Genomic DNA, 24,592 nt, shown 5'->3' with positions numbered 1-24,592 from the left:
TCCTCGTTGAGTGCGGCTTGCCGCCTCAGAAGCTATCAGCGCGGCCGTCAGCGCAGTGGCCGGCCCTCGCGCGCGCGGCGCGGCTCGGCCGCCTGGTAGGCGCGGTCGATGCGGGCCTTGAGCCGCCCCGCGCCGGACACGGGCAGGCTCCAGGTGCCCTCGACCTGCACCAGCCGCACCCCCGGGGTCTCCAGCCAGCGCAGGACGCACTCGGTCTCCTCTGCGCTGGCCGCGTGGACCGGCCCCGGCCCCGGGGGCACCGTCTCCGCGGTGGCGGTCAGCGCCTCGACGAACGGGGTGGGGTGGGCGCCCTTCGGCATCACCCCGGCCGAGGCGAGCCGCCCGTAGCGGATGACGTGGATCTCCCAGGCGCCGCCGGGCAGAGGGGCGGCGGCGACCATCTGGGGGATCGCGGTCAGCGACCGCAGCCGCTGCATGCGGGCCGAGGTGCGGATGTAGGAAGCGAGCCGGTCGCGGTCGGCCGCGGCCTCCTCGTAGCGCTGGTCGAGGGCCAGGCGCTCCATCCTGGCCTCGATCGCGGAGAAGACCGGGGCCGCGTCCAGCTCCATCGCCCGGCGGGCCGCCACGACGTGCACGGCGTACTCGCCGGGGCTCTGGCGGCCCTCGCACGGCGCCCCGCACCTGCCGATCTCGGCGAGCGCGCAGGCGGAGCGCCGGGTGCGCGGGGTGATCCGCTCGGTGCACTGCCGCAGCGGGACCGTCTCGTGCAGGGCCGTGCGGGCGTCCTCGGCGGCCCGGGTGCTGTTGAACGGGCCCAGGTAGGAGGCCTCGTCGTCCTTGACCTCGCGGACGACCGACAGGCGGGGGAACGGCTCGTCGGTCAGCTTGAGCCAGAACATCTTCTCGGGGAAGCGCGACCTGCGGTTGTAGCGGGGCTTGGCCGAGCCGATCAGCCGCAGCTCCCTGACCTCGGCCTCCAGCGAGGTCGCGCAGGCGATGGACCTGACCCGCGCGGCGATGCCGACCATCTCGCGGACGCGGGGCCTGGTCTCGCTCGCGGTGAAGTAACTGCGCACGCGGTTGCGCAGGTTGGTGCTCTTGCCGACGTACAGGGGGTCGCCGCCCTCGTCCTCGAACACGTAGACGCCGGGGCCCGCCGGCACCGAGTCGGCCAGGTGCCGCTTGCGGCGCTGCTCGGGGGTGGGCGCGCGGACGAAGCCCTTGAGCTCCTCCAGCGTCTGCACCCCGAAGGAGCCCGCCCGCTCCAGCAGGGCGTGCAGCACGTCGACGGTGGCCCGCGCGTCGGCGAGCGCCCGGTGACAGGGCTCGGTGTGGCTGAAGATCTTGGCCAGGGTGGACAGCTTGCAGTTGGGCGCCTCGTCGCGGGTCAGCAGCTTGCGGGCCAGGTCGACGGTGTCGACCACCTGGTGGGCCGGCGCGGGATACCCGTGCGCGGCGCAGGCCGCCCTGACGAACCCCAGGTCGAACCCCGCGTTGTGCGCCACCAGGGTGGAGCCCGCGGCGAACTCCAGGAAGGAAGGCAGCACCGACTCGATCCTCGGCGCCGCCACCACCATGCTGTCGGTGATGCCGGTCAGCACCGAGATGAAGGGCGGGATCGGCGAGCCGGGGTCGACCAGGGTGGCGAACTCGCCGAGCACCTCGCCGCCCCTGACCTTGACCGCCCCGATCTCGGTGATCGCGTGCTCGCCCGCCGAGACCCCGGTGGTCTCCAGGTCGAACACGACGAAGGTGATCTGGCTGAGCGGCGTGCCCAGCTCGTCGAGTGTTCCCTGCACGGCGTAGTCCACGATTCCCGACCATAGAAGCCCCGACCGACATTTAGCGCACCGGACCCTCCCCGGCCCGGTGCGCGCCGGGCGCCGGGAAAACCGGCGGTCCCCACGGGCCGGCGAGGGTCTCCGGCGGGCCTCAGCCCCAGTAACTCCCGTCCAGCATCCGTTCGAGGGCGGCCCGGTGCATGACCAGGTCGTCGGGGTCGCCGGGCATGGTCTGCTCGCCGAAGTGGATCTGGCGGTGCCCGACGCGGGCCATGATGATGCCGTGCCTGAGGGCGGCGTACGTCTCGTAGAACTCCATGTCGCGGGGCTTGTATCCCGTTATTTCGTGGTACGTCTGGCACACGTCCTCGCGCCGCATGAAGTCGGGCATGCCCGGCAGTTCCATGGCCTCGGTGATCTCCTGGAAGAAGGCGTGCAGGAAGATCATCCAGGAGACGTCCAGCTCGCGGGGGGCGATCGTGGCCATCTCCCAGTCGAGCACCGCCACCGGGGTGAAGTCGCGGTACATCACGTTCCCGATGCGGGCGTCGCCCCAGTTCAGCACATCGGGTCCGGGATCGGCCGGCCAGTGCTCCTCCAGCCAGCCGAACGCCCGCTCCAGCAGCGGGATGGGCATGGAGCGGTGCGCCCACTCGTAGTAGGCGCGCTGGTCCTCGACGTGCCTGCGCAGCGCCGTCCCGCCCGACCCGGGGATCTCCAGGGGGCGCAGCTCCTCGGCGGTGAAGGGGGCGTCGTGCAGCGTGGCCAGGATCTCGACGCTGTCGCGCTGCAGCCGGTCGCGGTCGGCGGGGGAGGCCTCCAGCAGCCAGCTCCCGAAGGTGTAGGGCATCAGGTCCGGCGGCACGTCGCCGGTGATCCGCTCCATCACGAAGAACGGGGCGCCCAGCGGCCCGGGGTCGGGCTCGTACCACAGGGGCCGGGGCGCGAGCACGCCCGCGCGCTCCCTGACCATCCGCATGACCTCGAACTGCCTGCCGATGTCGTAGCTCGGGAAGACCGGCACCGCCTCGCTCGCCGGGGCCATCCTGGCGACGCACGGGACGTCGAGCCCGCCCTCGGCGGAGGTCCAGGAGGCGTCGAAGAGCAGGGTCTCGCTGGACAGGCCGTTGCCCGAGGGGCGGGACAGCGGGGAGAGCGTGACGGGGCCTCCCAGCCTCCCGGAAAGCCACGAGCCCATCCGCTCCCGTAACTCTCCGAGGTCGCGGGTCGATGTCCGCATGTCCTCGGTCCGCCGGCCGTGCTCGTTCGTCGGCTCGTCCATCGCGCTCTCCCGGGTGGCGTGCGTCACAAGGCGATCCGCACAGTCGTAACCCACCAGCAAGCGCTTGTCCACAAAGCATTCACGGCCCTGTCGGCCATCGGTCGCATTACGGTCAGGTCGGGGTCAGGGTGCGGTAGCCGTACCCTTGACGTGAAGACCGATCCGAGTAGGGGCCGTGATGAGTTCAGCCGGAGAGGGCCTGTCTCGTCCGTTACCCGAGCAGGTCCGCTTACATGTCGTGGAGCTGGCCTCCCAGATTCTCGGTTCGATGCCCGCGGCCTCGGTGCCGCTGCCGCTGAAGGGGATCGCCAAGTTCGACCCCCGCAAGCGGGCCAGGCTGGGCGGCGCGCCGATCGCCGCGCAGCTGGAGACCGACAAGAAGTTCCGCGAGCTGGTCGCCGAGACGCTGACCGCGGGCTGGCCCGAGCTGGTCGCGAGCCTCGCCGAGGGCACGGTGCCGCCGGCGGCCGAGCCCGTCATGGTGGCCGCCGCCGCGTACCTGACCCGGCCGCCGGGCTGGGCGGACATGGTGGAGGCGGCCCGCGCCGACCTGGAGCAGTCGGCCGCCGCGGCCGAGGGTTCCGCCCAGGAGCAGACGGTCTCCCGGCTGCGCGAGCAGCTGGCCGGCCAGAAGACGGCGGCCAAGGAGGAGTCCGAGCGGCTGCGCGAGCAGCTCAAGACCTCGCGCTCGGAGGTCTCCGACCTGCGCCGCAGGCTGCACGACGCCCGCGAGCGGGCGAAGGCGGCCGAGGCGCGCGCCGCCGCGGCCCAGGAGATGGCCGACGAGGCGAGGGCCGCCGCCCTCTCGGCGGGGAGCACGGTGGAGAGCGAGCTGCGCCGCCTGCGCGAGCGGCTGGCCGACGCCGAACGGCAGCTGGAGTCGACGCGCAGGGCCGCCCGCGAGGGCCGCAGCGTGGAGGACACCAAGGTCCGCATGCTGCTCGACGCCCTGCAGGACGCCGCCGCCGGGCTGCGCAGGGAGCTCGCCCTGCCCTCGGGCATCCACCGCCCCGCCGACTCGGTGGCCTCGGTGGCGCCCGGCAGGCAGGGAGTCCAGGCGGTTCCCGCGCGGGCGCTCGCCGACGACGACCCCGCCCTGCTCGACCAGCTGCTCGCGCTGCCGCAGATCCACCTGATCGTCGACGGCTACAACGTGACCAAGACCGGTTACGGCACGTTCACCCTGGCCGACCAGCGCAGCCGCCTCCTCACCGGTCTCGGCGCGCTCTACGCGCAGACCCGCACCGAGCTGACCTGCGTCTTCGACGGCGCCGAGCTGAACGGGCCGGTTCCGGTGTCGGCGCCCAGGGGGGTGCGCGTGCTGTTCAGCGCCCCGAACCAGATCGCCGACGACCTGATCCGCCAGCTGGTCCGCGCCGAGCCGGCGGGACGCGCGGTCGCGGTGGTCTCCTCGGATCGCGAGGTGGCCGAGTCGGTCCGCAGGATGGGCGCCAGGCCGGTGCCCTCGGTGCTTCTTCTAAGACGTCTTGGTCGCGCGTAAACCTTTCCGGGTAGCGAGGCATCGGATCACCCAGGAGGTTCGATTCGATGAAGAAGATCATAACGCTCGCGCTCGCCGTTCTGGCCGCGGGGGCGACCGCCACCACACCCGCGGCGGCCACGACGGCCGCCATCCCCAAGGGTTTCCTGCTCTACGAGAAGGACGCCGCCAAGAAGGACAACGACCCCGAGACCACCTGGAAGGTGAGCAACTCGGCGAAGGCCGGGCTGGCCGTCAACCCGTGCGGCAGGAGCACGCTGGCCGCGACCGGCCGCGCGGCGGCCAGGACGGTGACCTTCACCGGCGTCCCGGACTTCATGAAGGTCGAGCAGGTGATCCTGTACGGTTCGCCGGCCTCGGCCGCCTCGGCCGTCGCCCAGGTGCGCGCCGCCCTGACCAGGTGCAAGGCCAGGACCGACTCGGGCTCCAGCTACCGCTACGCCTCCGCACGCGTGACCGGGCTCGGCGACGAGGCGCTGAGGATCTCCGGACAGGTCTACTACGGGAAGAAGGCCGGGGTGGGCGGTGACCGGAGCGTGCTGGTCAGGAAGGGCAACGCCGTCCTGGTCTATCTCTGGGCGGGGGAGTACTCCAAGCCCGCGAAGGGCGACTGGACCGACCAGTTGCGTGACGCGCGGAGGATGACCGCCAAGATCTGCGACGTCGCAACCTGCGGGTAGCGCGAGCGGGGTTTCGATCGGGCCGCTCCCCGCGGCCGAGGCGCCGCCGCTCCCGAGGAGGGCGTCACCGGCCGCGGGTGAGGCGTTTCACCTGCGATTGAGAGCAAACCCGGCAAAAAGGTGAGTCAATCATTACTTCTTCTGTACTATTCGCCGCAGGTCTGGTGCAGTCGGGAGGCGTTGACGTGGCCGTGGCGGGTTTGCCGGTTGGACTGATTCGGATACCGGTGGCGGCCGGGCTCGCTCTCGCGTTGCTGATGCTGCCGGTGAGCGGAGCGTTCGCCGAACCGAAGCCGACGCTCGCCCAGGCCAAGAAGAAGCTGGAGAAGCTCAACGAGCAGGCCGACCAGATCGTCGAGAAGTACAACCAGGCCTCGGAGAAGTGGAAGCGGGCCAGGAAGAAGTACCGCACGCTGAACGGCGACCTGACCCGCCAGAACGAGCAGGTCGCCGGGTTGCGCAAGGAACTCGTCACGATGGCCGTCAGCACCTACCAGGTCGGGGTGATCAACGGCTGGGAAGGCATGATCTACCAGGCCGACCCCGGTGCCCTGCTGAGCGGCATGGCCGCCGCCGACCAGATGTCCACCTCCCGCGCCCAGTCCCTGAGCGCCTTCGACGAGGCCACCAAGGCGCTGCGGACCAGCCGGGACGAGGCCAAGAAGGCCCTCGCCGAGGCAGACGAGACGCGTGACGAGCTGGTCGAGGAGAAGGCCAAGGCCGACAAGATGGTCAAGGCCCAGACGAAGATCCTGCGCGAGCTCAACGTCTTCAAGACGGGCAACCCCGAGAGCGCCGGGATCCAGTACAACGGTTCCGCCTCGGGCAACGCCCGCGCCGCCCTGCAGTTCGCCTTCGCCCAGGTCGGCAAGCCCTACCGGTACGGCGGCACGGGCCCCAGCGGCTGGGACTGCTCGGGCCTGGTCCAGGGGGCCTGGCGCAGCGGGGGAGTCAGCCTTCCCCGTACGACCTGGGAGCAGTGGAGCTGGGGCGCGAGCCGCAAGGTCTCGCTGAACGAGCTCCAGCCGGGCGACCTCATCTTCAGCGAGGGTCTCGGCCACGTCAGCATGTACGCGGGCAACGGCCAGATCGTGCACGCCCCGCAGACCGGCGACGTCGTCAAGGTCGTCCCGCTGTCCGCCTACGGCCGCCGCATCGTCGGAGCCGTCCGCCCCTGACCGCGGCGGGCCGCGCCGACCGGATGGGGACCACGCCGGCGACCGCTCACGCGCCCGCCGTGGCCGGGTGTGACCTCGACGCGGCGCGCAGCAGATCGCGTACTTCCTCGTCGGTCGTCTGGGAGAAGTCCACGTACGACTGCCCGACCGCGAAGAAGGGCGACGGCGTGGTGGCGCAGACGACCTCGTCCGCCATGGCGGCGAGGTCGTCACAGGCGGACCTCGGCGCGGAGGGTACGGCGACGACGGTCCTGGCGGGCCGGAAGCGGCGCAGGGCCTGCAGGGCGGCGCGCATGCTGGCACCCGTCGCGAGGCCGTCGTCCACCACGATGACGGTCCTGCCCGCCAGATCCGGTGGCGGCCGCCCCTCCCGGTAGGCCCGCTCGCGCCGGATCAGCTCCTGTCCCTCGCGCCGGGCGACCTGCCGGATGGTCTCCGGCGAGACGCCGAAAATCTCGGTGACGTCCTCGTTGAGGACGATCACCCCGCCGGTGGAGATCGCCCCCATCGCGAGCTCCGCCCTTCCGGGAGCGCCGAGCTTGCGGACCAGGAAGACGTCGAGCGGGGCGTCCAGGGCCACGGCGAGCTCGTAGGCCACCGGTACGCCGCCCCGGGGCAGTCCCAGGACGACGACGCCGGATCGCCCCCGGTACTTCTCGAGGAGGCCCGCGAGCACTCGCCCCGCGTCGCGCCGGTCCTGGAACAAGCGGTTCGACATCGCTACCGCCTCCTTGAGATGACGTTTTATTTCATTTTAAATCTCCCAAACTGGTACATAACGCCCATTGACGGCGTCGTACGACGATCGCGCCGGGCGTTCGCGCACCGCGTGCGGCACCTTCGGGTGGCCGGCCGCGCCGACGCCCGACGCCGCCGGATTCGAGATCGCCGGGACGGGATTCCGGCGGCCGATCCACTGCGCCCGCACGCGTGATCCACGGCGCCGAGGCGGCTCCGCCGATCGTCCGGGACCGCCTCGTTCGCCGGGATCTCCCCGGGACGCGGCAAGTGTGATGAATATTACATAAATCGTGATTTGCCGTTGTGATCATAAGGATGTGACGAGAGTCATATCTCAATAGCATAAATAGCCATTAAGCAGGGGTAACAGGAAGATCAAGAGGGCTCTCCGGTCATCCGATTTGGCGAATGCTTTGCCGAAAGTTGGAGATCGGGGTAACTTCTGGCGTCGCGACGTGCAAGCCACGCCGTCGCGGTGAATGTCGGTCTTCGGGCCGGTGTCCCTATAGAAATCCAACCGGCCGCCGTGCCCCCACCCGGGGGCAGGGCTCATCACGGCGGCCCGCCGAATCTATGCAGCCAGGAGGCATGGAACCGGGGACCCAAAAGGCCCATCACAGCGTGGCCAGGGGTGAATCGGCGCATTTTGCCGTAGGGCATCTTCCAAGCCCGAATCCGTCAGCTAACCCGGTAGGCATCAGTGGAAGTCCCAAGGAGAAATCCTGTCTACCACCCCGCACAACCCCCGTCTGTCGCGCCTTTTCCGCCTTTCCATCGGCGGTATCGCCCTCACGTTGACCGCCTCAGCCGGAGCGGTCACCCTAGGGTCCACGGCGGCGCAGGCGACGGCGGACGGCCCCTCCGAGATCCTGGTCAGCAGCCTGGCCGGCGTTTCCGAGAAGGCCGAAAGCACCAAGAAGACCGCCACTCAGGCCACGACTACGGCGAAGGCCAAGGCCAAGGGCAAGACCAAGATGAGCAAGGCGGCACTGCAGAAAGTCCGGGCAGGCAAAGCGGTCTCGGCGGCCAAGAAGCAGATCGGCGATCCGTACCGGTGGGGAGCCTCCGGTCCCGGAGCGTTCGACTGCTCGGGGCTCGTCCGATACGCCTGGCGAAAGGCGGGCGTGTCCCTCCCCCGGATCACGCACAGCCAGTACAGGTCGATCAGGAAAAAGGTCTCGTGGAGCAAGCTGCTCCCCGGTGACCTGCTGTTCTTCAGCGGGAAGGGCCACGTCGGCATGTACGTCGGCAAGGGCAGGATGGTCCACTCGCCGAGCAGCGGCAAGACGGTTCGTGTCGTGAGGCTGGCGGGCTACTACAGGTCCTCCTTCGCCGGAGCGGTACGACCCGGAGCCTGAGCCCGCGCCCGAGCACGGAGCACGGAGCCCGCGCGTCCGAGCACGGAACCCGAGGTCCGCGTCCGGGCACGGCGTCCGAGCACGGAGCCCGAGCCCGCGTCCGGGCACGCGCTCCGGGCACGGCGTCCGAGTACGAAGCCCGAGCCCGCGCCCGGGTACGTGCCACGAGCACGCGCCCGAGCACGGAAAAGCGGTCCCGGTCCTCCACCAGGAGGGCCGGGACCGCTCCACTTCGGTCGAGTACCATCGGCTCGTATGTCCGTCCCGAAAGGGCGCCGCGCCGTGCTCGCCGGGATGCTGGCGCTGATGAGCGCCGCCCCGTTCGCCGGGACGGGTCCCCTCCTCGCCGGGGCCGCGCCGCTCCCGCGCGCCCCCCGCCATCTTCTCCCGTACGACGCCGGGCCCCTCCCACGCGTCTCGTACACCCCCCCGAGCCCGCGCGACCTCCGCGGCCTGTGGCCGGGGGCCGCCGTCACCGTCCGGGGCGAGCACTCCCTCGTGATCGGCCACGGCGTCCCCGCCTCCGTCCTGAGGGATCTGGCGGCCAGGGCCGACCGGGCCCGCGCGACGATCGCGGCGGTCTGGGGACCCGTCACCCCGGTGATCCTCTTCCCCGCCACCGACGCAGAGGCCGCGGCGCTCGCCGGAGCCGGGAGCACCCACGGGCTGGCCGCGATGGCGACCGCGGACCGGGTGATCGTCCTGCCGTCGGGATACGCCAGGCTCACCGGGACCGGCAAGGACGTGGTGATCACCCACGAGCTCACCCACGTGGCCACCGGCGCGACCCGCGGCGGCCGGGTGCCGATGTGGCTGTCCGAGGGCTTCGCCGACTACACGGGCTACCGCGACGCCGGGATCGCGGTGCGGACGGCCGCCGCCGAACTGGCCGACGAGGTGCGCGCGGGCGTCCTGCCCGACCGCCTCCCCGGCCCGGCCGACTTCGCCCCCGGCGCGCCCCGGCTCGCGCAGGCGTACGAGGAGGCGTGGCTCGCCTGCCGGTTCGTCGCGGAGCGCTTCGGGGAGAAGGCGCTGGTGAGGCTCTACGGTAGCGATGTCGGGAGCACGCTCGGCCTGCCGGTGGCCGAGTTCACCGCGGCCTGGCGCGACTACCTCAGAGAGGAACTCACGTGACGCTGAGCACGACGGACGCGCCCCCGGGCGTGCGGCCGGCGGGGTGGGCGCTGGCCGGCCTGGGGGTGGTCACGCTGGCGGTCGTGGCGTTGACCACGCCCTGGAGGGCGCTGCCCGAGGGGGCCCCGGCCGTCGTCCCCGATCCGGCCCGCGACTTCACCCCCGAACAGATCGCCAGGGCCGAGACGTTCGACGCGCTGGTCAGCCTCCCCGGCTACCTGTCGCTCGGCCTGACGCTGGTCGTGGCGGGGGCGCTGGTGGCCACCCCGCTGGGCGCGCGGCTCGCCGACCGGCTGCCGGGGCCGTGGTGGCTGCGGGCGCTCCTCGGCGTGCTGGCGCTGTCGGTGGCCGTGGCGATCCTGCGCTGGCCGCTGGGGATGTGGTCGGAGGGCTACCTTCGCGACTTCGGGCTGTCCACCCAGACCTGGCCTTCGTGGGCGGCCGACCGGGCCAAGAGCACCGGCATCGGCACCGCGCTGACCGCGATCATGGTGGTGGCGGTGATCGCCCTGGCGCGGCGCTACCGGCGCTGGTGGATCCCCGCGGCGGGCGGGGCGTTCGTCCTGACCGTGGCCGCCTCCTTCGCCTACCCGGTGCTCATCGAGCCGGTCTTCAACGACTTCAGGCCGCTGGAGGCCGGGCCGCTCCGCGACGACCTGCTCGCCATGGCCGCCAGGGACGGCGTGCCGGTCGAGAACGTGCTCGTCGCCGACGCCTCCCGGCGGACCACCGCGCTCAACGCGTACGTCTCCGGATTCGGCGCGACCCGCAGGATCGTGGTCTACGACACGCTGCTCCGCGCGCCCGCCGACGAGGTCAAACTGGTGGTCGCGCACGAGCTGGGCCACGCCAAGGCGGGCGACGTGCTGTCGGGCACGCTCATCGGCGGCCTGGGCGCGGCGTGCGGGGCGTGCCTGCTCTACGCGGTGACCTCCGCGGGGGCCGTACGGCGCCGGACGGGGATCTCCTCACTCGGCGACCCGAGGGCGGTGGGCCTGATCATGGGGTTGCTGAGCGTGGCCACGGTCCTGTCGGGACCGGCCCAGAACCTGGTGAGCAGGCACATCGAGGCCCGTGCGGACGTGCACGCGCTGGATCTGACCAGGGACCCGGCGACGTTCGTCGCCATGCAGAAACGGCTGTCAACCACCAATATTTCGGATTTGTCGCCTGATTTCATTGAATATGTGCTTTATGTATCGCATCCCACGACGCCACAGCGCATCGCCATGGCGCGCTCCTGGGCCAGGCTGAACGGTCTCCCCGAGCCGTGAACCGCACGCTGGTCGTCACGAACGACTTCCCGCCCCGCGCGGGGGGGATCCAGTCGTTCGTGTACGGTCTCATCGCCCGCCGCCCGCCGGGTTCGGTCGTCGTCTACGCCCCGCGGTGGTCCGGCAGCGCGGCCTTCGACCTGCGCCAGCCGTACCCCGTCGTGCGGCACCCGACCTCGCTGATGCTGCCCACGCCCGCCGTCGCCCGCCGGGCCGCCGGGCTGGTCGCCGAGTTCGCGTGCGACACCGTGGTCTTCGGGGCGGCGGCGCCGCTCGGGCTGCTCGCGCCCAGGATGCGCGAGGCCGGGGCCCGCCGCGTCGTCATGGTCACCCACGGCCACGAGGCGGGCTGGGCCGGAATCCCGATCGGCCGCCGGGTGCTCGCCAGGATCGGGGCGAACGCCGACGTGGTCACCTACCTCGGGGAGTACACCCGGCGGCGGCTGGCCCGGGTGATGGCCGAGGACAAGCTGGTGCGGCTCGCGCCCGGCGTCGACACCGAGGTGTTCCGCCCGGGGGCCGGGGGAGGGCGGGTGCGCGAGGAATTCGGCCTGGGAGAGCGGCCGGTGGTGGTCTGCCTGTCCAGGCTGGTGCCGCGCAAGGGCCAGGACACGCTCCTGCGGGCCTGGCCCGGCGTGGTCAGGGACGTGCCCGACGCGGTGCTCCTGATCGTCGGAGGGGGCCCGTACCGCAGGACCCTGGAGCGGCTGGCCCGGCCGATGGGCGGTTCGGTTAGGATCACCGGCCCGGTGCCCGAGGCGGAGCTGCCCGGCTACCTCGCCGCGGGCGACGTGTTCGCCATGCCGTGCCGCACCCGCCTGGGCGGCGTCGACGTGGAGGGACTCGGCATCGTCTACCTGGAGGCCTCCGCCAGCGGCCTGCCGGTGGTGGCCGGTTCCTCGGGCGGCGCCCCCGACGCCGTGCTGCGCGGGGAGACCGGCCTGGTCGTCGACGGCACCCGCCCCGACGAGGTCGCGGCGGCCCTGCTCGGCCTCCTCAAGGACCCGGCCGGGGCGCGTGCCATGGGGGAGCGCGGGCGTGAGTGGGCGGCGCGGGAGTGGAGCTGGGACCTCGCCGCCTCCCGCTTCGCCCGCATCCTGGAGCCCGCGGAGACCCCCTAGCCGTCGTACGGCCGGCCTTTGCCCGTCGAGGAGGACCCCGGCATGCCCGGGGCCTGGGGAGACCTCTTGGCCGTACGGGCCGGGGATCTCCGCGAACACCCCTGGCATGCCCGGGGTCCGCGGAGAGCCCGGCATGCCTGGGGCTCGCAAGGATCCCCCGGCCGTGCGACCGGCCCTCGCGAAGACGCGCGGCGCCCCGCGGAGGTTCCGGAGCCGGGGGAGGCCCTCAGCTGTAGAGGGAGGCGACCTGCTCGGCGAAGTCGCGCATCACGATGTTGCGCTTGATCTTCAGGGTCGGGGTGAGGTGCCCGCTCTCCTCGCTGATGTCGATGTCGAGGATGGCGAACTTCTTGATCTGCTCGGCCTTGGAGACGAACTTGTTGGCGCCGTCCACCGCCTTCTGCACCTCGGCGACGATCGCCGGATCGGAGCTGAGGTCGGTGAGGTTCGCCCCCGTCTTGCCGTTGGCGGCCTTCCACTGCTCCAGGGCCTCGACGTCGAGCGTGACGAGCGCCGCGACGAACGGCCTGTCGTCGCCGACCACCATCGCCTGGCTGATCAGCGGGTGGGCGCGGATGTGGTCCTCCATCGGGGCCGGGGCGACGTTCTTGCCCGCGGCGGTGACGATGATCTCCTTCTTGCGTCCGGTGATGCGGAGGTAGCCGTCCTTGTCGAGCTCGCCGATGTCACCGGTGTGGAACCAGCCGCCCGTGTCGATCGCCTCGGCGGTGGCCTCGTCGTTGTTCCAGTAGCCCTGGAAGACGTGGCGGCCCTTGACGAGCACCTCGCCGTCGTCGCCGATGCCGATGGTGACGCCGGGGAACGGCTTGCCGACGGTGCCGATCTTGTTGGCCCCCGGCATGTTGACCGAGGACGGCGCGGAGGTCTCGGTGAGGCCCCAGCCCTCCAGGGTCTCGATGCCCACGCCGCGGAAGAAGTGGCCGAGCCGCTCGCCCAGGGCGGAGCCACCGGACACCGCCGTCGTCAGCCTGCCTCCGGTCGCGGTGCGGATCTTGCCGTACACGAGCTTGTTGAACAGGGCGTGCTTGAGCTTGAGGCCCAGTCCCGCGCCGCCTGCGGACTCCGCCCTGCTCCAGGCGACGGCGGTGTCGGCCGCGGCGTGGAAGATCTTCCCCTTGCCCTCGGCGGTCGCCTTCTGCTCGGCGCCGTTGTAGACCTTCTCGAACACGCGGGGCACGCCCAGCAGGAACGTGGGCTTGAAGGCCTGCAGGTCGGGGGCGACGTTCTTCATGTTGGGGGTGTGCGCGAGGATCGTGCCCGTCTCGATCAGCACGATCTCGATGATGCGGGCGAAGACGTGCGCGAGCGGCAGGAAGAGCAGCGCCGCCCTCTCGTCCACGCTGAACAGGCGCTCCAGCGGGCCGTTCGCGACGTTCCTGGCGGTGAACAGCAGGTTGTCGTGGGTCAGGCTGCAGCCCTTGGGCCTGCCGGTGGTGCCCGAGGTGTAGACGATGGTCGCCAGGTCGGCGATACCGCGCCCGGCCCTGCGCTCGGCGAGCGTCTCTTCGGGGACCCCGGCGCCGAGCGCGGTCAGCTCGTCCAGGGCACCGCCCTCGATGCGCCAGACGTCCTTGAGGCCCGGCAGGCCGGACGCGTCCTCGCGGATGGTCGCCTCGTGGGACTCCAGCTCGGCGAACACGGCCTTCGCGCCGCTGTCGGAGATGATCCAGGCGGCCTGGTCGGCCGAGGAGGACTCGTAGATCGGCACGCTGACCGCCCCGGCGGTCCAGATCGCGTAGTCGATCACGGTCCACTCGTAGCGGGTGCGCGACATCAGGGCCACCCGGTCGCCGGGTTCCACCCCCGCCGCGATCAGGCCCTTGGCCACCCCGGCGACCTGGTCGCGGAACTCCCGGGCGGTGACGGCGGTCCAGTCGTCACCGACCTTGCGGCGCAGGGCGACGACGTTGGGCTCCTCCTCGGCACGCCGGAACACCGTGTCGGTGAGGTTGGCGGAGGCGGGGACATCCACCAGCACGGGGACGCTGTACTCGCGCACGGGTCACTCCTGGAGACGCACGATCGATGGGCTGCCTGGAAGTTATCGCGATAAGTTACGCATGGGTAAATTCGTCACCCAGGCGTTATCAAGCGTGTTTTCACCGTAGCAAGTACCGTCACTCCGGGCCGTCGGCCGCGCCGTGTGTCCCCTGTCGTGTCCTTACCTGCGAGGTTCATCACATATGACCGTATTTGTTGGTAGTTAGGATGTCCGGCATGCGGGTTCACGTCGTCAGCGATGTCCACGGGAGAGCCGACGCACTGGCCCGCGCCGGAGACGGCGCCGACGCGCTGATCTGCCTGGGCGACCTGATCCTGTTCGTCGACTACGAGGACCACTCCCAGGGCATCTTCGCCGAGCTCTTCGGGGCCGAGCGGGCGGGGGAGTTCATCGCGCTGCGGACGGCCAAGCGGTTCGACGAGGCACGGGCGATGTCCACCGCGCTGTGGGCCTCGCTGGAGGGCGACCCGCGCGAGCACATCGAGCGCTCCGTCCGGCGGCAGTACGGCGAGATCTTCGCCGCCATGCCGACTCCCGCGTACATCACCTACGGCAACGTGGACCTGCCGCTCTACTGGCCCGAGTACGTCAGGGAGGGCCACCACGTGCTCGACGGCGAGACCGTGGAGATCGGCGGTCTCCGGTTCGGCTTCGTCGGGGGCGGGCTGCGCACCCAGTACCGGACCCCGTACGAGATCGACGACGAGGAGTTCGCCCGCAAGGTCGAGGCCGTCGGCGAGGTCGACGTGCTCTGCTGCCACATCCCTCCCGCGATCCCCGAGCTGCTCTACGACGTGGTCGCCCGGCGCTTCGAGCGGGGCAGCGAGGCCACCCTGGAGGCGATCAGGCGGACCCAGCCGCGCTACGCCCTCTTCGGCCACGTGCACCAGCCCCTCGCCGCCCGCACCCGCGTCGGCAGGACCGAATGCCTCAACGTGGGCCACTTCAGGAACAGAGGCCTCCCCTACGTCCTGGAGTGGTGACCGCGCTCGCTCCGGCCGGGCGGCTCCTCCCTCACCGGCCCCTGGCGGACCCTGGCCCCACTGACCCCACCGGGCCCCGGTGGACCCTGGCCGCCCCCGCCGGAGCGGCGAGCGCGCGGGGTGTCCGCTTCGTGCCGCCGCTTCTTACCACCGCGGTGACCACGCCCGGAGCCGCCGGGCGTACGCGGACGATCGTGAGGCAGTACGGTTGCCCCATGGCTGATCGCACCACCTCCAGCATCACGATCGGCGCGGACCGGTCGACCATCATGACGGTCATCGCCGACTTCCCCTCGTACCCGGAGTGGGCCGGCCAGGTGAAGGCCGCGCGCATCCTCTCCACGGGGGAGGACGGCCGGCCCGCCACGGTCCGGTTCGTTCTCGACGCGGGCGTGATCAGCGACGAATACACCCTCCGCTACACCTGGCACGACGACGAGTCCGTCGACTGGAGCATCGCCGAGGCGGGAAAGATGGTCTCCGGGCTCACCGGGAGTTATCGTCTTGCCGATGCGGGCAGCGGCACCGAGGTGACGTACGAACTCGCCGTCGATCTCAAGGTCCCGATGATCGGCATGATCAAGCGAAAGGCGGAGAAGGTCATCATCGACACCGCCCTGAAGGGGCTGAAGAAGCGCGTCGAGACCCCATGAGGGAGCGGGGCGCGCGGCACGGCGCGGTCGCGGAGCGTGACCTCGCGCCGTCCCGCCGGGAGGTGGCGTGAGCAGGGTCCTGCTCTTCACCGGCAAGGGCGGCGTCGGCAAGACGACCGCCGCCGCCGCCACGGCCACACTCGCCGCCCGGTCCGGCCTCAAGACCCTCGTGGTCTCCACCGACACCGCCCACTCGCTGGCCGACGCCCTCGGCGTGCGGGTCGGGGGTGAGCCCACGGAGATCGCGCCCGGTCTCTCCCTCCACCAGGTCGACACCCAGAGGGCGCTGGAACGCCAGTGGGGCGAGCTGCGCGACTACGCCAGGGGCGTCTTCGCCGAACTCGGCCTCGATGAGGTGACCGCCGAGGAGATCACGGTGCTGCCCGGCGCCGAGGAGGTCATCGCGCTGCTCGAACTGCGCGAGCAGGCGCGCACCGGGCTGTGGGACGTCATCGTCATCGACTGCGCCCCGACCGCCGAGACGCTCCGGCTGCTCGCCCTGCCCGAGGCCCTCGACTGGCACGTGAACCGGCTGCTGCCCATCGGCAGGCGGCTGCTGAGCACCATCTCCCCGCTGGTCCGCCGCCTGGCGCAGGTCAGCGTGCCGGAAGACCACGTGATCGGCGCGGGGGAGCGGCTCCACCGGGGCCTGATGGAGGTGCGCGAGCTGCTCACCGGACCCGGCGCGAGCGTCCGGCTGGTGCTCACCCCCGAGGCCGTCGTGCTCGCCGAGGCCCGGCGCACGCTCACCTCCCTCAGCCTGTACGGCTACCGGGTGGACGCGGTGATCGCCAACCGCGTCTTCCCCTCCGAGGGCGCCGACCCGTGGCGGCAGAGATGGGTGCGTGCCCAGGCCCGCCACCTGGCCGAGGTCGAGGAGTCCTTCGCGCCGCTGCCCGTGCACATCGTGCCCTACCTCGAGGCCGAGCCCGTCGGCATCGACGCCCTCGCCGCCGTCGCCGAGGCCATGTACGGCAAGGACGACCCCTTCGCCCCGCCCTCCGTCGACCCGCCGCTGCGGATCACCGCGGAGGGCGAGCTGATCCTGGCCCTGCCGCTCGCGGACAAGGACGAGGTGGATCTGGCGCGCAAGGGCGACGAGCTGATCGTCAACGCCGGTTCCTACCGCCGTGTCCTGGCACTGCCCGCCGCGCTGGCCCGCAGGTCGGTGCGAGACGCCGCGCTCCGCGACGGGCTTCTCCGGGTACGGTTCGAATCGGGAGGGCCTGATGACCGATAACACGAACGACGCAGAGAAGACCCCGAAGCCGCGCGCGCCGAGGAGGCCGCGGAAGACCGCCGACGCCGTGGCGCCGGCGCCTGAGGCCGGGGGCATCGAGAGCACCAAGGACACCGGGATCGCCGGCGACGCGGGAAACGCGGGAAACGCTGAGGGTGCGGGGAGCACCGGCAAGGCCCAGAAGGGCCGGAGCGCCGGGAAGACGACCCAGAAGGGCCGGCGCGCGTCGCCGGCCGGGAAATCCCCGAAGAGCGGGCGTGCCGGATCGTCCGAGTCCGTCGAGTCCGTCGAGTCCGTGAGGGTCGAGCGGGTCGAGGTCGTCGAGCGGCCGGAGGACGCCGGAGAGCCCGCGCGGGCCGAGCGTGTCGAGAAGGTCGCGCGCCTGGAGGTGGTCGAGGTGGAGGCTGTGGCCGAGGCCGCGCCTTCCGGGCAGACGCCGGATTCCGGGCAGACGCCGGTCACGGGGCGGATCCCGGGTTCCGAGCAGACCCCGGTCACCGAGCAGACCCCGGTCACCGGGCAGACCTCGAGTACCGAGCAGACCCCGGATTCCGGGCAGGCCGAGCGTGACGCGCGCGCCGAGTGGTTCGAGCGCGCCGAGCGGGCCAGGCGCGAGGAGCGGACGACCGGCTGGACCCCGTGGGCCAGGCCCGGTGACCGCGCCGAGCCTTCGGCGAGCGAGAAGGCCGAGCCTTCGGCCGGCGAGAAGAGCGCCGGGGCCGGGGAGCGGACGCGTGACGAGCGGCCCCAGGCCGGCAAGGACCCGCTGGGCAGCGCCGCCGAGGAGGCGTTCAAGCTTTTCGAGACGCTGCAGCAGAAGGCGACCCGGGAACTGCGCAAGAATCTGATCAAGGGAACGATGACCGGTTTGGGCGGCGCGCTCTCCGGTGGCGGGCGAGGAAGAAGAGAGCGGGACGTGTGGGAGGAGGCGGTCTCGGAGCATGAGGAGTACATCTGCCGGGCCTGCCCCGTCTGCCGCGCGATGGCCGCGCAGCGCGAGTCGGGCGGCGGCGCCGTCACCGACCACCTCGTGCAGGCCGGCACCGAGCTGTTCGCCGCCTTCAAGTCGGCCGTCGACGGACTCGGCAGGCCCGCGCCCGCGCAGCGGGAACGCGAGCGCGAGCGAGGAGACACCCCCGTGGAGCACATCGACCTGGGGTGAGCCCAGGGGGAGAGGATGAATGGACAATGGCTCTGACCATCGGTGTGGACATTGGCGGTACGAAGGTCGCCGCGGGAGTCGTCGACGAGGACGGCCAGATCGTCGAGCATCTCTTGCGACCCACCCCGGCGGAGAATCCGGACCAGGTCGCCCACACGATCGGTGACGCGATCCTGGAGCTCTCCAAGGGCAGGGAGATCGAGGCCGTCGGTCTCGGCGCGGCCGGGTTCGTCGACGAGACCAGGTCCATTGTCCGCTTCGCCCCCAACCTCGCCTGGCGCGAGGAGCCACTGCAGAAGAAGGTCTCCGACATGGTCGGCCTTCCCGTCGTGGTGGAGAACGACGCCAACGCGATGGCATGGGGCGAGGCCAGGTTCGGTGCCGGTCGAGGTGAGACCCACCTGGTGTGCGTGACCGTCGGTACCGGCATCGGCGGCGGCATCGTGCTCGACGGCTCTCTTTACCGGGGGCGCTGGGGCATGGGCGCCGAGCTCGGTCACATGCAGGCGGTCCCCGGCGGGCGCCTGTGCGGGTGCGGCAACCTCGGCTGCTGGGAGCAGTACGCCAGCGGGAACGCCCTGGTCAGCGAGGCCAGGAGGATCGCCGAGGCCGAGCCGGACAAGGCCGTCAAGCTCCTGGAGATCGCCGGGGGAACGCCCGACGACATCGAGGGGCAGGAGGTCACCGAGGCCGCCAGGCAGGGCGACCCGGCGGCACTGGCCGCGTTCTCCTCGATGGCCCGCTGGATCGGCCAGGGCCTGGCAGACCTCGCCGCCGTCCTCGACCCGGGGTGCTTCGTCCTCGGCGGCGGCGTCTCGCGTGCCGCCGACCTGTGGATCGACGAGACCCGGGAGTTCTACAACACCCATCTGAGCGGCCGGGGACACCGCCCGCTGGCCGACATCCGCTGCGCCGAGCTCGGCGCCTCGGCGGGTCTGGTGGGTGCCGCGGATCTGGCCCGCAGGCGCTGACCGCCTCCGGCGCGTACGGCCGCCCGCATGCCGATCGGGGCGGGCGGCTGGTACGTCCGGCGGCGCGCGGTTATCCTCGCGGCACGCGTCGCGAAGTGAGGTGGCCGTGGTGCTCAGGATCGCCAGCTACAACGTGCGCTCCATGAGGGACGACGTCCCGGCGCTGGAGCGGGTGGTCGCCGCGCTCCGCGCCGACGTGCTCTGCGTGCAGGAGGCGCCCCGGTTCCTGTGCTGGCGCCGCAGGCGAAGGCGCCTGGCCGCCTTCGGCGGGCTGGCCGTGGCCGCGGGCCGCCGCAGGGGCGGGGTCGCCGTGCTGACCGGCCCCGGGGTGCGGCTGCTGCACGGGGAGGGCCGGCTCCTGAAGTCCTTCTTTCCCCTGGAGCGGCGCGCCATCGCGATCGCCGTGGTGGAGTCGGGAGGACGGCGGGTCGCCGTCGGCTCCATCCACCTGGATCTCGACGAGACCGCCCGGCACCGCCACGCGGACGAGGCGGTGAGGGTCCTGCGGGAGGTGGCCGACCGGTTCGGCGCGCTGCCGGTGCTGGCGGGAGACATCAACGAGCAGTCCGACCAGCCGAGCTGGCGGTATCTCGCCGAGCGGCTGACCGACTGCTACCCGGTCTCGCCGCGCGGCGACGGTTTCACCTTCCCCGCGAGGGGTCCGCACAAGAGGATCGACGCGATCTTCGCGATGGACGGCCTCTCCGTGGTCTCCTGCGGCGGGGTCGACGCCGACCCCGCCGACCTGGTGGCCGCCACCGACCACCTGCCGGTGGTCGCCGAGCTGGACCACCGGCGTTTTGGCGACGAAGGGTAGGGCGTCTTTCCAGATCGCGCCCGGCAAGTGGGGAGACCGGCATGCGGGGAGCGGGTGAGCCCCGTACCATTTGAAACATGACCCGTCGCCTTCCGCGGCGTGCGCTGGTTCTCTGCGCGGGAGGCCTGCTCCTGCTGTCCTCGCATCCGTTCCCAGCCCACGCCGATCCCGTCAGCCCGCCCGCGGCCGAGGCATGGCAGGCTCCGGTCAGCGCGGGCCTGAGCAGTGACGGGTCGTTGTCCGACGTGGCGGGGGTCTCGGCCACGAGCGTGTGGGCGGTCGGCCAGCAGAGCGTCTGGGACGTCTGGCAGAGCCGCGGCGCGATCACCCACTGGGACGGCACCTCCTGGAACGAGGTCGGCATCCGCAACGACCCGACCGGTGCCGGGCCGCTGCGTTCCGTCGCGGCGGCCTCGGCGACCGAGCTGTGGGCCGTCGGCGAGGGGCACGACGGCCTCCCCTACCTGGCGAGGGGAGACGGGGCGTCCTTCGACAGGATCATCGTCGACAGGCTGCACTCGGGCGACTGGCTGGGCGGGGTCGCGGCCGTTCCCGGCAGGGTGGTCGCCGTCGGGCGCCGCGACAAGCTGCCCATGGTCGTGACCGGCACCGGCTCGAAGTGGAGGCTCACCCAGCTCCCCGACAGGGGAGCGCTGTACGGGGTGGCGCTGTCGGGCAAGAGCGACGGCTGGGCGGTGGGCGACAGCAAGGGCAAGCCCTTGATCATGAAGCAGTCCGGCGGGCGCTGGAAGACCTTCAAGGCCCCGGATATTCCGGGCGGCTATCTGCGTGACGTCCACCTCGACGGGCCCAAGCGGGCCCTCGCCGTCGGCGGCGTCTACCGGGAGAGTGGCGGGATCGTCCCGCTGGTCCTGTCGTGGAACGGCAAGAAGTGGTCCCGGGTGTCCCTCCCCGACGGTGACGTCCGCCTGTACGGGGTGACGGGCGACCGCAAGGGCCACTTCTGGATCTCCGGGGTCGACCTGGAGCGGCCCGGCGAGGCCTTCCTGCTCCGATACGACGGGCACACGGTCAAGGCGCTGCGCGGTCCGGAGACCGCGGCCCCCCGGACGGTGCGGCTCCAGTCGGTGGCCTACCTGCCGGGAACCGGCACCGTGTGGACCGTCGGCCACGTGGTCGACGCCTCCGGCGAGTACACCGACGTGATCGAGCGCTTCGGCACCCCGGAGCGCGCCAAGCCGTAGCCGCGAAACGGCCGTGTCCGGCGGCCGGTGACGACCCGCTCGGACGAGCGCGGCCGATGCCGCGCCGGGATGACCGAGGTCACCCCACCCGGATGGGACGATCCGCCCGGGTGGGACGACCGCGGGCGGACGGCCCGTTCAGATGACCGCGCCGTCGTCCCAGCCGGAGTCGTTGGGCGGGCCGTCGCCCATGCGGACCACCAGCGCCACGAAACCGCCGATGAACGCGGCGACCGCGGTGAAGAGCATCCATCCCTGCAGGTTCCAGTTGAGCGCGGCGCTCAGCAGCAGGTAGGCGGGGCCGCCGAACAGCGCCAGCCATGCGATCTTGGTGGTGGCGTCGGTCTTGGGCAGGGGAGGGGGCGGCGGAGGTACGTAGTGCCCCTCTTCGTCCTCGCCGTCGGGCTGTTCCGTGCCGGATTCGGCCTCGTCGGCGGGGTCGTCCTCACGCAGGAGGTCTTCCTCGTCCGACTGCTTGATCACCCGTCGCGGAGGCTCGGCCGGAAGGTTCTCACTGTCCGGCCACGGCTGATCTGCCGAGTCGCGCTCGGCGGTGTCGTTGAAGGACGCGACGATCTGACGCCAGACCTCGTCCTCATCGCTTTGAGGTGTCACCTAGTTGGGCCCGTTGTTCATCGGCCGATCACTTTCTCCCGGAGACCGCGCATCCCCCGCTCGCGATCAGTCTCTCTGCAAGGGTACAGACGCGTTCGAGATGATGAACTCCAGGCTCCCCGCAAAGATCCGATCAGCATCGTTGTCAAGTGTCGCGACGTGGTAGCTGTCGGCGAGCTCCACCACATTCAGATTCCCCCCGGTCAGCCTCTCACGCAGAATACGCACACTCACCGGTTTCACAACATGATCCTGCGGGCTATGAAAAACCAGGACGGGCTGGGTGATCTTACCCAGCTCCGATTGGGTCAGCGACCACAGCCGCAGGAGGGTGGCCGCGGCCTTGACCGGCGTACGCGTGTAGCCGAGCTCGGTCGCCCCCGCCTTCTTGATGTCCCCGGCCACGCCGGGCACCGACGCGACCACGAACTTGAGCAGGGGTGCCAGCTTGAGCAGCGGCACGTCGTTGACGATCGACGGGTTGACGACCACGACCCCCCTGATCCCGTCGCCGTGCACCTCGGCCAGCCGCAGCGCCATGCACCCGCCGAGTGACAGGCCCATGACGAAGACCTCGGCACAGGCGCCGCGCAGGTCGGCCAACGCCTTGTCCAGCTCGGCGTACCAGTCTTCCCAGCGGGTGCGGGCCATCTCCTGCCAGGTGGTGCCGTGGCCGGGCAGCCTCGGCAGCGCCACCGTCATGCCCGCCGCCGCCAGGTATTCGGCCCAGGGGCGCAACGACTGCGGCGATCCGGTGAATCCGTGGCAGAGCAGGACACCGACCTGTCCCCCCGCATGGTGGTACGCCTCCGCACCGGGCATGACTGGCATCGCGGCTCCTAGTAAGGTTCGCCTGATCGTCGCACGACTGGGACGTGTTTTGCGAGAGGTCGATTTGGGTGGTTCGGTGGGGTAGGTGGCCGGGATCGGAAGTGGGAGGATAACTCCACGTCCCCGCCTGTCAACCAAAGGAGCATCGAGTGTTCTACTGGGTGGTGAAGGCCATCCTCTCGCCCCTACTCCATCTGATTTTCCGCCCCTGGGTGGAGGGCGTGGGGAACGTGCCGAAGCAAGGGCCTGTCATCCTGGCCGGAAACCACCTGTCGTTCGCCGACCACTTCTTCGGGGCGCTCTTCCTGCGGCGAAAGGTGATCTCTCTCGGCAAGTCCGACTATTTCACCGGCCGCGGTCTCAAGGGGATGATGAGCAAGGCCTTCTTCAGCGGCGTCGGCACCGTCCCCATCGACCGCTCCGGAGGCAAGGCCAGCGAGGCGGCGCTGCGCACCGGCAAGCGCATCCTCGAAGGGGGGCACGTGCTTGCCATCTACCCGGAGGGGACCCGCTCCCACGACGGCCGCCTCTACAAGGGCAAGACCGGGGTGGCCCGCCTGGCGCTGGAGTCGCGCGTGCCGGTCATTCCGTGGGCGATGGTCAACACCTTCGAGATGATGCCCCCGGGCAGCCTTCTCCCCAAGCTGGGCATCCGCCCGGGGGTGAAGTTCGGCAAGCCGCTCGACTTCACCCGCTACTACGGGATGGAGGAGGACCGCCTCGTCCTGCGCGCCGTCACCGACGAGATCATGTACGCGCTGATGGAGCTCTCGGGCCAGGAGTACGTCGACAAATACGCCGCGAGCGCCAAGGTCGAGGCCGCCCGAGCCGCCAAGGAGGCGAAGGAGGCCGCCAGGCAGGCCGCCAAGGAGTCGCGCAGGCGTCCCTGACCGGGGCGAGCGGGATCAGGAGGTCGACTCCCTGATCGGGGGCGCGAGCGGGATCAGAGAGTCGACTCGCGGACGACCAGCTCGGGCTGGAACATGATCTGCTGGTGGGCGTGGGAGTCGGGATTGTCGCACTCGTCCAGCAGCAGCTCGGTGGCGACCCGGCCGAGCCGGTGGGTCGGCTGCCGGATGGAGCTGAGCGAGACCGCCGACGCCGAGGCGAAGTCGATGTCGTCGTAGCCGATGAGGGAGATGTCCTGGGGGACCCGCACGCCGGCCTGCAGCAGCCCGCGCAGCATGCCCAGGGCCAGCAGGTCGTTCGCGCAGAACACGGCGTCGGGCAGCCGCCCCTCGGCGATCATCTTCTCCGCGGCCTGCTGCCCCGACCTGGCGTTCATCGCGCTCATCGCGATCTCCTCCAGCGTCTCCCGGGGGTCGCGGCCCGCCGCGGCCAGCGCCCGCTCCGCGCCGATCAGGCGGTCGGCGCACTGGCGGATGGTGAGGGGGCCGGTGACGTAGGCGATCCGCTCGGCCCCGGAGGACAGCAGGTGGGAGACCGCCAGCGAGCCGCCGGTGATGTCGTTGACCGCCACCGAGCACTGGTCGGCGCGTTCGGCGGGGTGGTCCACCAGCACCACGCTGATGCCGCGCTCCTTGAGCTGGTCGAGCTTGGCCAGGTTCGCCCCGGCGGGCGTGATGAGCACCCCGCGGACGCGCTGCTCGGCGAAGACCAGGAGGTTGCGCTCCTCCTTGAGCCGGTCGCCCGAGGAGTTGCCCAGTATCACCGCGTACCCGCGCTCGCTGGCCACCTCCTCGACCCCCGCCGCCACGTCGGTGAAGAAGGGGTTGCCGATGTCGATAACAGACAGGCCGACGGTGCGGCTGTGCCCGGCCCGCAGGCTGGAGGCGGAGCCGTGCCGGACGAATCCCAGGTCGCGGATGGCCTCCTCGACCCGGACGCGGGTGGTCTCGGCGACCTTCTCCGGGCGGTTGAGCACGTTGGACACCGTTCCGGGGGACACCCCGGCCCGTGTCGCGACTTCCTTTATGCTCACCGAGCTCATGTGCATTGATTAAAACGTAACAACCGTTGCTTCGCCAGTCAGTGTCGGTATTTTCGGCCCCCCTGACGGCTTTCGGCCTGCGATCCGACGAGATGGCGTTGACAGTGTCGTGCGCGTCACATAGCTTTTT

Annotated in this window: 22 protein-coding genes and 1 riboswitch; of the genes, 15 read left to right on the top strand and 7 right to left on the bottom strand. The window is 71.2% G+C overall.

Annotation, left to right across the window (positions count from 1 at the left end; translation table 11 throughout):
* Positions 1-47 precede the first annotated feature (47 nt).
* Together ACSDR0_RS06260 and ACSDR0_RS06255 are read right to left on the bottom strand one after the other, a co-directional pair.
* The gene (locus ACSDR0_RS06260) at positions 48-1,772 is read right to left on the bottom strand and encodes a DEDD exonuclease domain-containing protein (RefSeq protein WP_435287769.1); all 1,725 of its coding nucleotides are present in this window, start codon (positions 1,770-1,772) and stop codon (positions 48-50) included.
* Between the two features lie 121 nt (positions 1,773-1,893).
* Positions 1,894-3,024, bottom strand: a complete 1,131-nt coding sequence (locus ACSDR0_RS06255; protein WP_435287768.1) for a phosphotransferase family protein — start codon at positions 3,022-3,024, stop codon at positions 1,894-1,896.
* A gap of 178 nt (positions 3,025-3,202) precedes the next feature.
* Between ACSDR0_RS06255 and ACSDR0_RS06250 the strand changes: the two genes are divergently transcribed.
* From ACSDR0_RS06250 to ACSDR0_RS06240, 3 genes are all read left to right on the top strand, one after another.
* Entirely contained in the window at positions 3,203-4,525 is a 1,323-nt protein-coding gene (locus tag ACSDR0_RS06250; RefSeq protein ID WP_435287767.1) for an NYN domain-containing protein, read from the top strand.
* A 47-nt stretch (positions 4,526-4,572) separates the two neighbouring features.
* The gene (locus ACSDR0_RS06245) at positions 4,573-5,205 is read left to right on the top strand and encodes a hypothetical protein (RefSeq protein ID WP_435287766.1); all 633 of its coding nucleotides are present in this window, start codon (positions 4,573-4,575) and stop codon (positions 5,203-5,205) included.
* Positions 5,206-5,432: 227 nt separating this feature from the next.
* A complete protein-coding gene (locus ACSDR0_RS06240) occupies positions 5,433-6,383 on the top strand; it encodes an NlpC/P60 family protein (RefSeq protein ID WP_435287765.1) in 951 nt (316 codons plus the stop codon).
* A gap of 46 nt (positions 6,384-6,429) precedes the next feature.
* Here the strand turns inward: ACSDR0_RS06240 and ACSDR0_RS06235 are convergent, their stop codons facing one another.
* Positions 6,430-7,101, bottom strand: coding sequence for a phosphoribosyltransferase (locus tag ACSDR0_RS06235; RefSeq protein WP_435287764.1), 672 nt, complete (start codon positions 7,099-7,101; stop codon positions 6,430-6,432).
* A 576-nt stretch (positions 7,102-7,677) separates the two neighbouring features.
* A riboswitch (cyclic di-AMP (ydaO/yuaA leader) is annotated at positions 7,678-7,836 on the top strand.
* A gap of 82 nt (positions 7,837-7,918) precedes the next feature.
* On the opposite strand from ACSDR0_RS06235, the gene ACSDR0_RS06230 reads away from it, so the two are divergent.
* From ACSDR0_RS06230 to ACSDR0_RS06215, 4 genes are all read left to right on the top strand, one after another.
* Positions 7,919-8,482 carry a C40 family peptidase gene (locus ACSDR0_RS06230; protein WP_435287763.1) on the top strand — a complete coding sequence of 188 codons (564 nt, stop codon included), beginning with the start codon at positions 7,919-7,921 and terminating at the stop codon, positions 8,480-8,482.
* A gap of 255 nt (positions 8,483-8,737) precedes the next feature.
* On the top strand, positions 8,738-9,616 hold the full coding sequence (locus tag ACSDR0_RS06225) for a hypothetical protein (protein ID WP_435287762.1): 879 nt from the start codon (positions 8,738-8,740) through the stop codon (positions 9,614-9,616).
* Entirely contained in the window at positions 9,613-10,890 is a 1,278-nt protein-coding gene (locus tag ACSDR0_RS06220; protein WP_435287761.1) for a M48 family metallopeptidase, read from the top strand. Before ACSDR0_RS06225 ends, ACSDR0_RS06220 begins: the two co-directional genes overlap by 4 nt.
* Positions 10,887-12,011: a glycosyltransferase family 4 protein gene (locus ACSDR0_RS06215; RefSeq protein WP_435287760.1), complete on the top strand. Its 1,125-nt coding sequence runs from the start codon at positions 10,887-10,889 to the stop codon at positions 12,009-12,011. The genes ACSDR0_RS06220 and ACSDR0_RS06215 overlap by 4 nt, the downstream gene beginning before the upstream one ends.
* A gap of 226 nt (positions 12,012-12,237) precedes the next feature.
* Here the strand turns inward: ACSDR0_RS06215 and ACSDR0_RS06210 are convergent, their stop codons facing one another.
* Entirely contained in the window at positions 12,238-14,031 is a 1,794-nt protein-coding gene (locus ACSDR0_RS06210) for an AMP-dependent synthetase/ligase (protein ID WP_435287759.1), read from the bottom strand.
* Positions 14,032-14,249: 218 nt separating this feature from the next.
* Between ACSDR0_RS06210 and ACSDR0_RS06205 the strand changes: the two genes are divergently transcribed.
* From ACSDR0_RS06205 to ACSDR0_RS06175, 7 genes are all read left to right on the top strand, one after another.
* Complete coding sequence (locus ACSDR0_RS06205) at positions 14,250-15,017, top strand: metallophosphoesterase family protein (RefSeq protein ID WP_435287758.1); 768 nt, start codon at positions 14,250-14,252, stop codon at positions 15,015-15,017.
* A 215-nt stretch (positions 15,018-15,232) separates the two neighbouring features.
* A complete protein-coding gene (locus tag ACSDR0_RS06200) occupies positions 15,233-15,670 on the top strand; it encodes an SRPBCC family protein (RefSeq protein ID WP_435287757.1) in 438 nt (145 codons plus the stop codon).
* Between the two features lie 67 nt (positions 15,671-15,737).
* A complete protein-coding gene (locus tag ACSDR0_RS06195) occupies positions 15,738-16,910 on the top strand; it encodes an ArsA family ATPase (protein WP_435287756.1) in 1,173 nt (390 codons plus the stop codon).
* On the top strand, positions 16,900-18,072 hold the full coding sequence (locus tag ACSDR0_RS06190) for a hypothetical protein (RefSeq protein WP_435287755.1): 1,173 nt from the start codon (positions 16,900-16,902) through the stop codon (positions 18,070-18,072). The genes ACSDR0_RS06195 and ACSDR0_RS06190 overlap by 11 nt, the downstream gene beginning before the upstream one ends.
* 26 nt (positions 18,073-18,098) lie before the next feature.
* A complete protein-coding gene (locus tag ACSDR0_RS06185) occupies positions 18,099-19,043 on the top strand; it encodes an ROK family glucokinase (protein ID WP_435287754.1) in 945 nt (314 codons plus the stop codon).
* A gap of 109 nt (positions 19,044-19,152) precedes the next feature.
* Complete coding sequence (locus tag ACSDR0_RS06180) at positions 19,153-19,860, top strand: endonuclease/exonuclease/phosphatase family protein (protein ID WP_435287753.1); 708 nt, start codon at positions 19,153-19,155, stop codon at positions 19,858-19,860.
* 77 nt (positions 19,861-19,937) lie between these two features.
* A complete protein-coding gene (locus ACSDR0_RS06175; protein WP_435287752.1) occupies positions 19,938-21,065 on the top strand; it encodes a hypothetical protein in 1,128 nt (375 codons plus the stop codon).
* 138 nt (positions 21,066-21,203) lie between these two features.
* Here the strand turns inward: ACSDR0_RS06175 and ACSDR0_RS06170 are convergent, their stop codons facing one another.
* Together ACSDR0_RS06170 and ACSDR0_RS06165 are read right to left on the bottom strand one after the other, a co-directional pair.
* The gene (locus ACSDR0_RS06170; protein WP_435287751.1) at positions 21,204-21,680 is read right to left on the bottom strand and encodes a hypothetical protein; all 477 of its coding nucleotides are present in this window, start codon (positions 21,678-21,680) and stop codon (positions 21,204-21,206) included.
* Between the two features lie 66 nt (positions 21,681-21,746).
* Positions 21,747-22,511, bottom strand: a complete 765-nt coding sequence (locus tag ACSDR0_RS06165) for an alpha/beta hydrolase (protein WP_435287750.1) — start codon at positions 22,509-22,511, stop codon at positions 21,747-21,749.
* 149 nt (positions 22,512-22,660) lie between these two features.
* Between ACSDR0_RS06165 and ACSDR0_RS06160 the strand changes: the two genes are divergently transcribed.
* Positions 22,661-23,401 (top strand): lysophospholipid acyltransferase family protein, encoded by a 741-nt coding sequence (locus ACSDR0_RS06160; RefSeq protein WP_435287749.1) that lies wholly within the window; start codon positions 22,661-22,663, stop codon positions 23,399-23,401.
* A 53-nt stretch (positions 23,402-23,454) separates the two neighbouring features.
* On the opposite strand, the gene ACSDR0_RS06155 is transcribed toward ACSDR0_RS06160, so the two are convergent.
* A complete protein-coding gene (locus tag ACSDR0_RS06155) occupies positions 23,455-24,462 on the bottom strand; it encodes a LacI family DNA-binding transcriptional regulator (protein WP_435287748.1) in 1,008 nt (335 codons plus the stop codon).
* Positions 24,463-24,592: the final 130 nt, after the last annotated feature.

Source organism: Streptosporangium sp. G11 (genome assembly GCF_051192615.1).
Classification (GTDB): domain Bacteria; phylum Actinomycetota; class Actinomycetes; order Streptosporangiales; family Streptosporangiaceae; genus Streptosporangium.
Note: the sequence above shows the minus strand (reverse complement) of the source record. Positions and strands in the feature narration are given on the sequence as shown.

Excerpts from the sequence above, each read along its gene's own strand:
- ACSDR0_RS06165 (WP_435287750.1), bottom strand. The coding sequence starts at position 22,511 with ATGCCAGTCATGCCCGGTGCGGAGGCGTACCACCATGCGGGGGGACAG.
- ACSDR0_RS06175 (WP_435287752.1), top strand. The coding sequence starts at position 19,938 with ATGACCCGTCGCCTTCCGCGGCGTGCGCTGGTTCTCTGCGCGGGAGGC.
- ACSDR0_RS06190 (WP_435287755.1), top strand. The coding sequence starts at position 16,900 with ATGACCGATAACACGAACGACGCAGAGAAGACCCCGAAGCCGCGCGCG.
- ACSDR0_RS06155 (WP_435287748.1), bottom strand. The coding sequence starts at position 24,462 with ATGAGCTCGGTGAGCATAAAGGAAGTCGCGACACGGGCCGGGGTGTCC.
- ACSDR0_RS06225 (WP_435287762.1), top strand. The coding sequence starts at position 8,738 with ATGTCCGTCCCGAAAGGGCGCCGCGCCGTGCTCGCCGGGATGCTGGCG.
- ACSDR0_RS06235 (WP_435287764.1), bottom strand. The coding sequence starts at position 7,101 with ATGTCGAACCGCTTGTTCCAGGACCGGCGCGACGCGGGGCGAGTGCTC.
- ACSDR0_RS06200 (WP_435287757.1), top strand. The coding sequence starts at position 15,233 with ATGGCTGATCGCACCACCTCCAGCATCACGATCGGCGCGGACCGGTCG.
- ACSDR0_RS06245 (WP_435287766.1), top strand. The coding sequence starts at position 4,573 with ATGAAGAAGATCATAACGCTCGCGCTCGCCGTTCTGGCCGCGGGGGCG.
- ACSDR0_RS06185 (WP_435287754.1), top strand. The coding sequence starts at position 18,099 with ATGGCTCTGACCATCGGTGTGGACATTGGCGGTACGAAGGTCGCCGCG.
- ACSDR0_RS06255 (WP_435287768.1), bottom strand. The coding sequence starts at position 3,024 with ATGGACGAGCCGACGAACGAGCACGGCCGGCGGACCGAGGACATGCGG.
- ACSDR0_RS06205 (WP_435287758.1), top strand. The coding sequence starts at position 14,250 with ATGCGGGTTCACGTCGTCAGCGATGTCCACGGGAGAGCCGACGCACTG.
- ACSDR0_RS06250 (WP_435287767.1), top strand. The coding sequence starts at position 3,203 with ATGAGTTCAGCCGGAGAGGGCCTGTCTCGTCCGTTACCCGAGCAGGTC.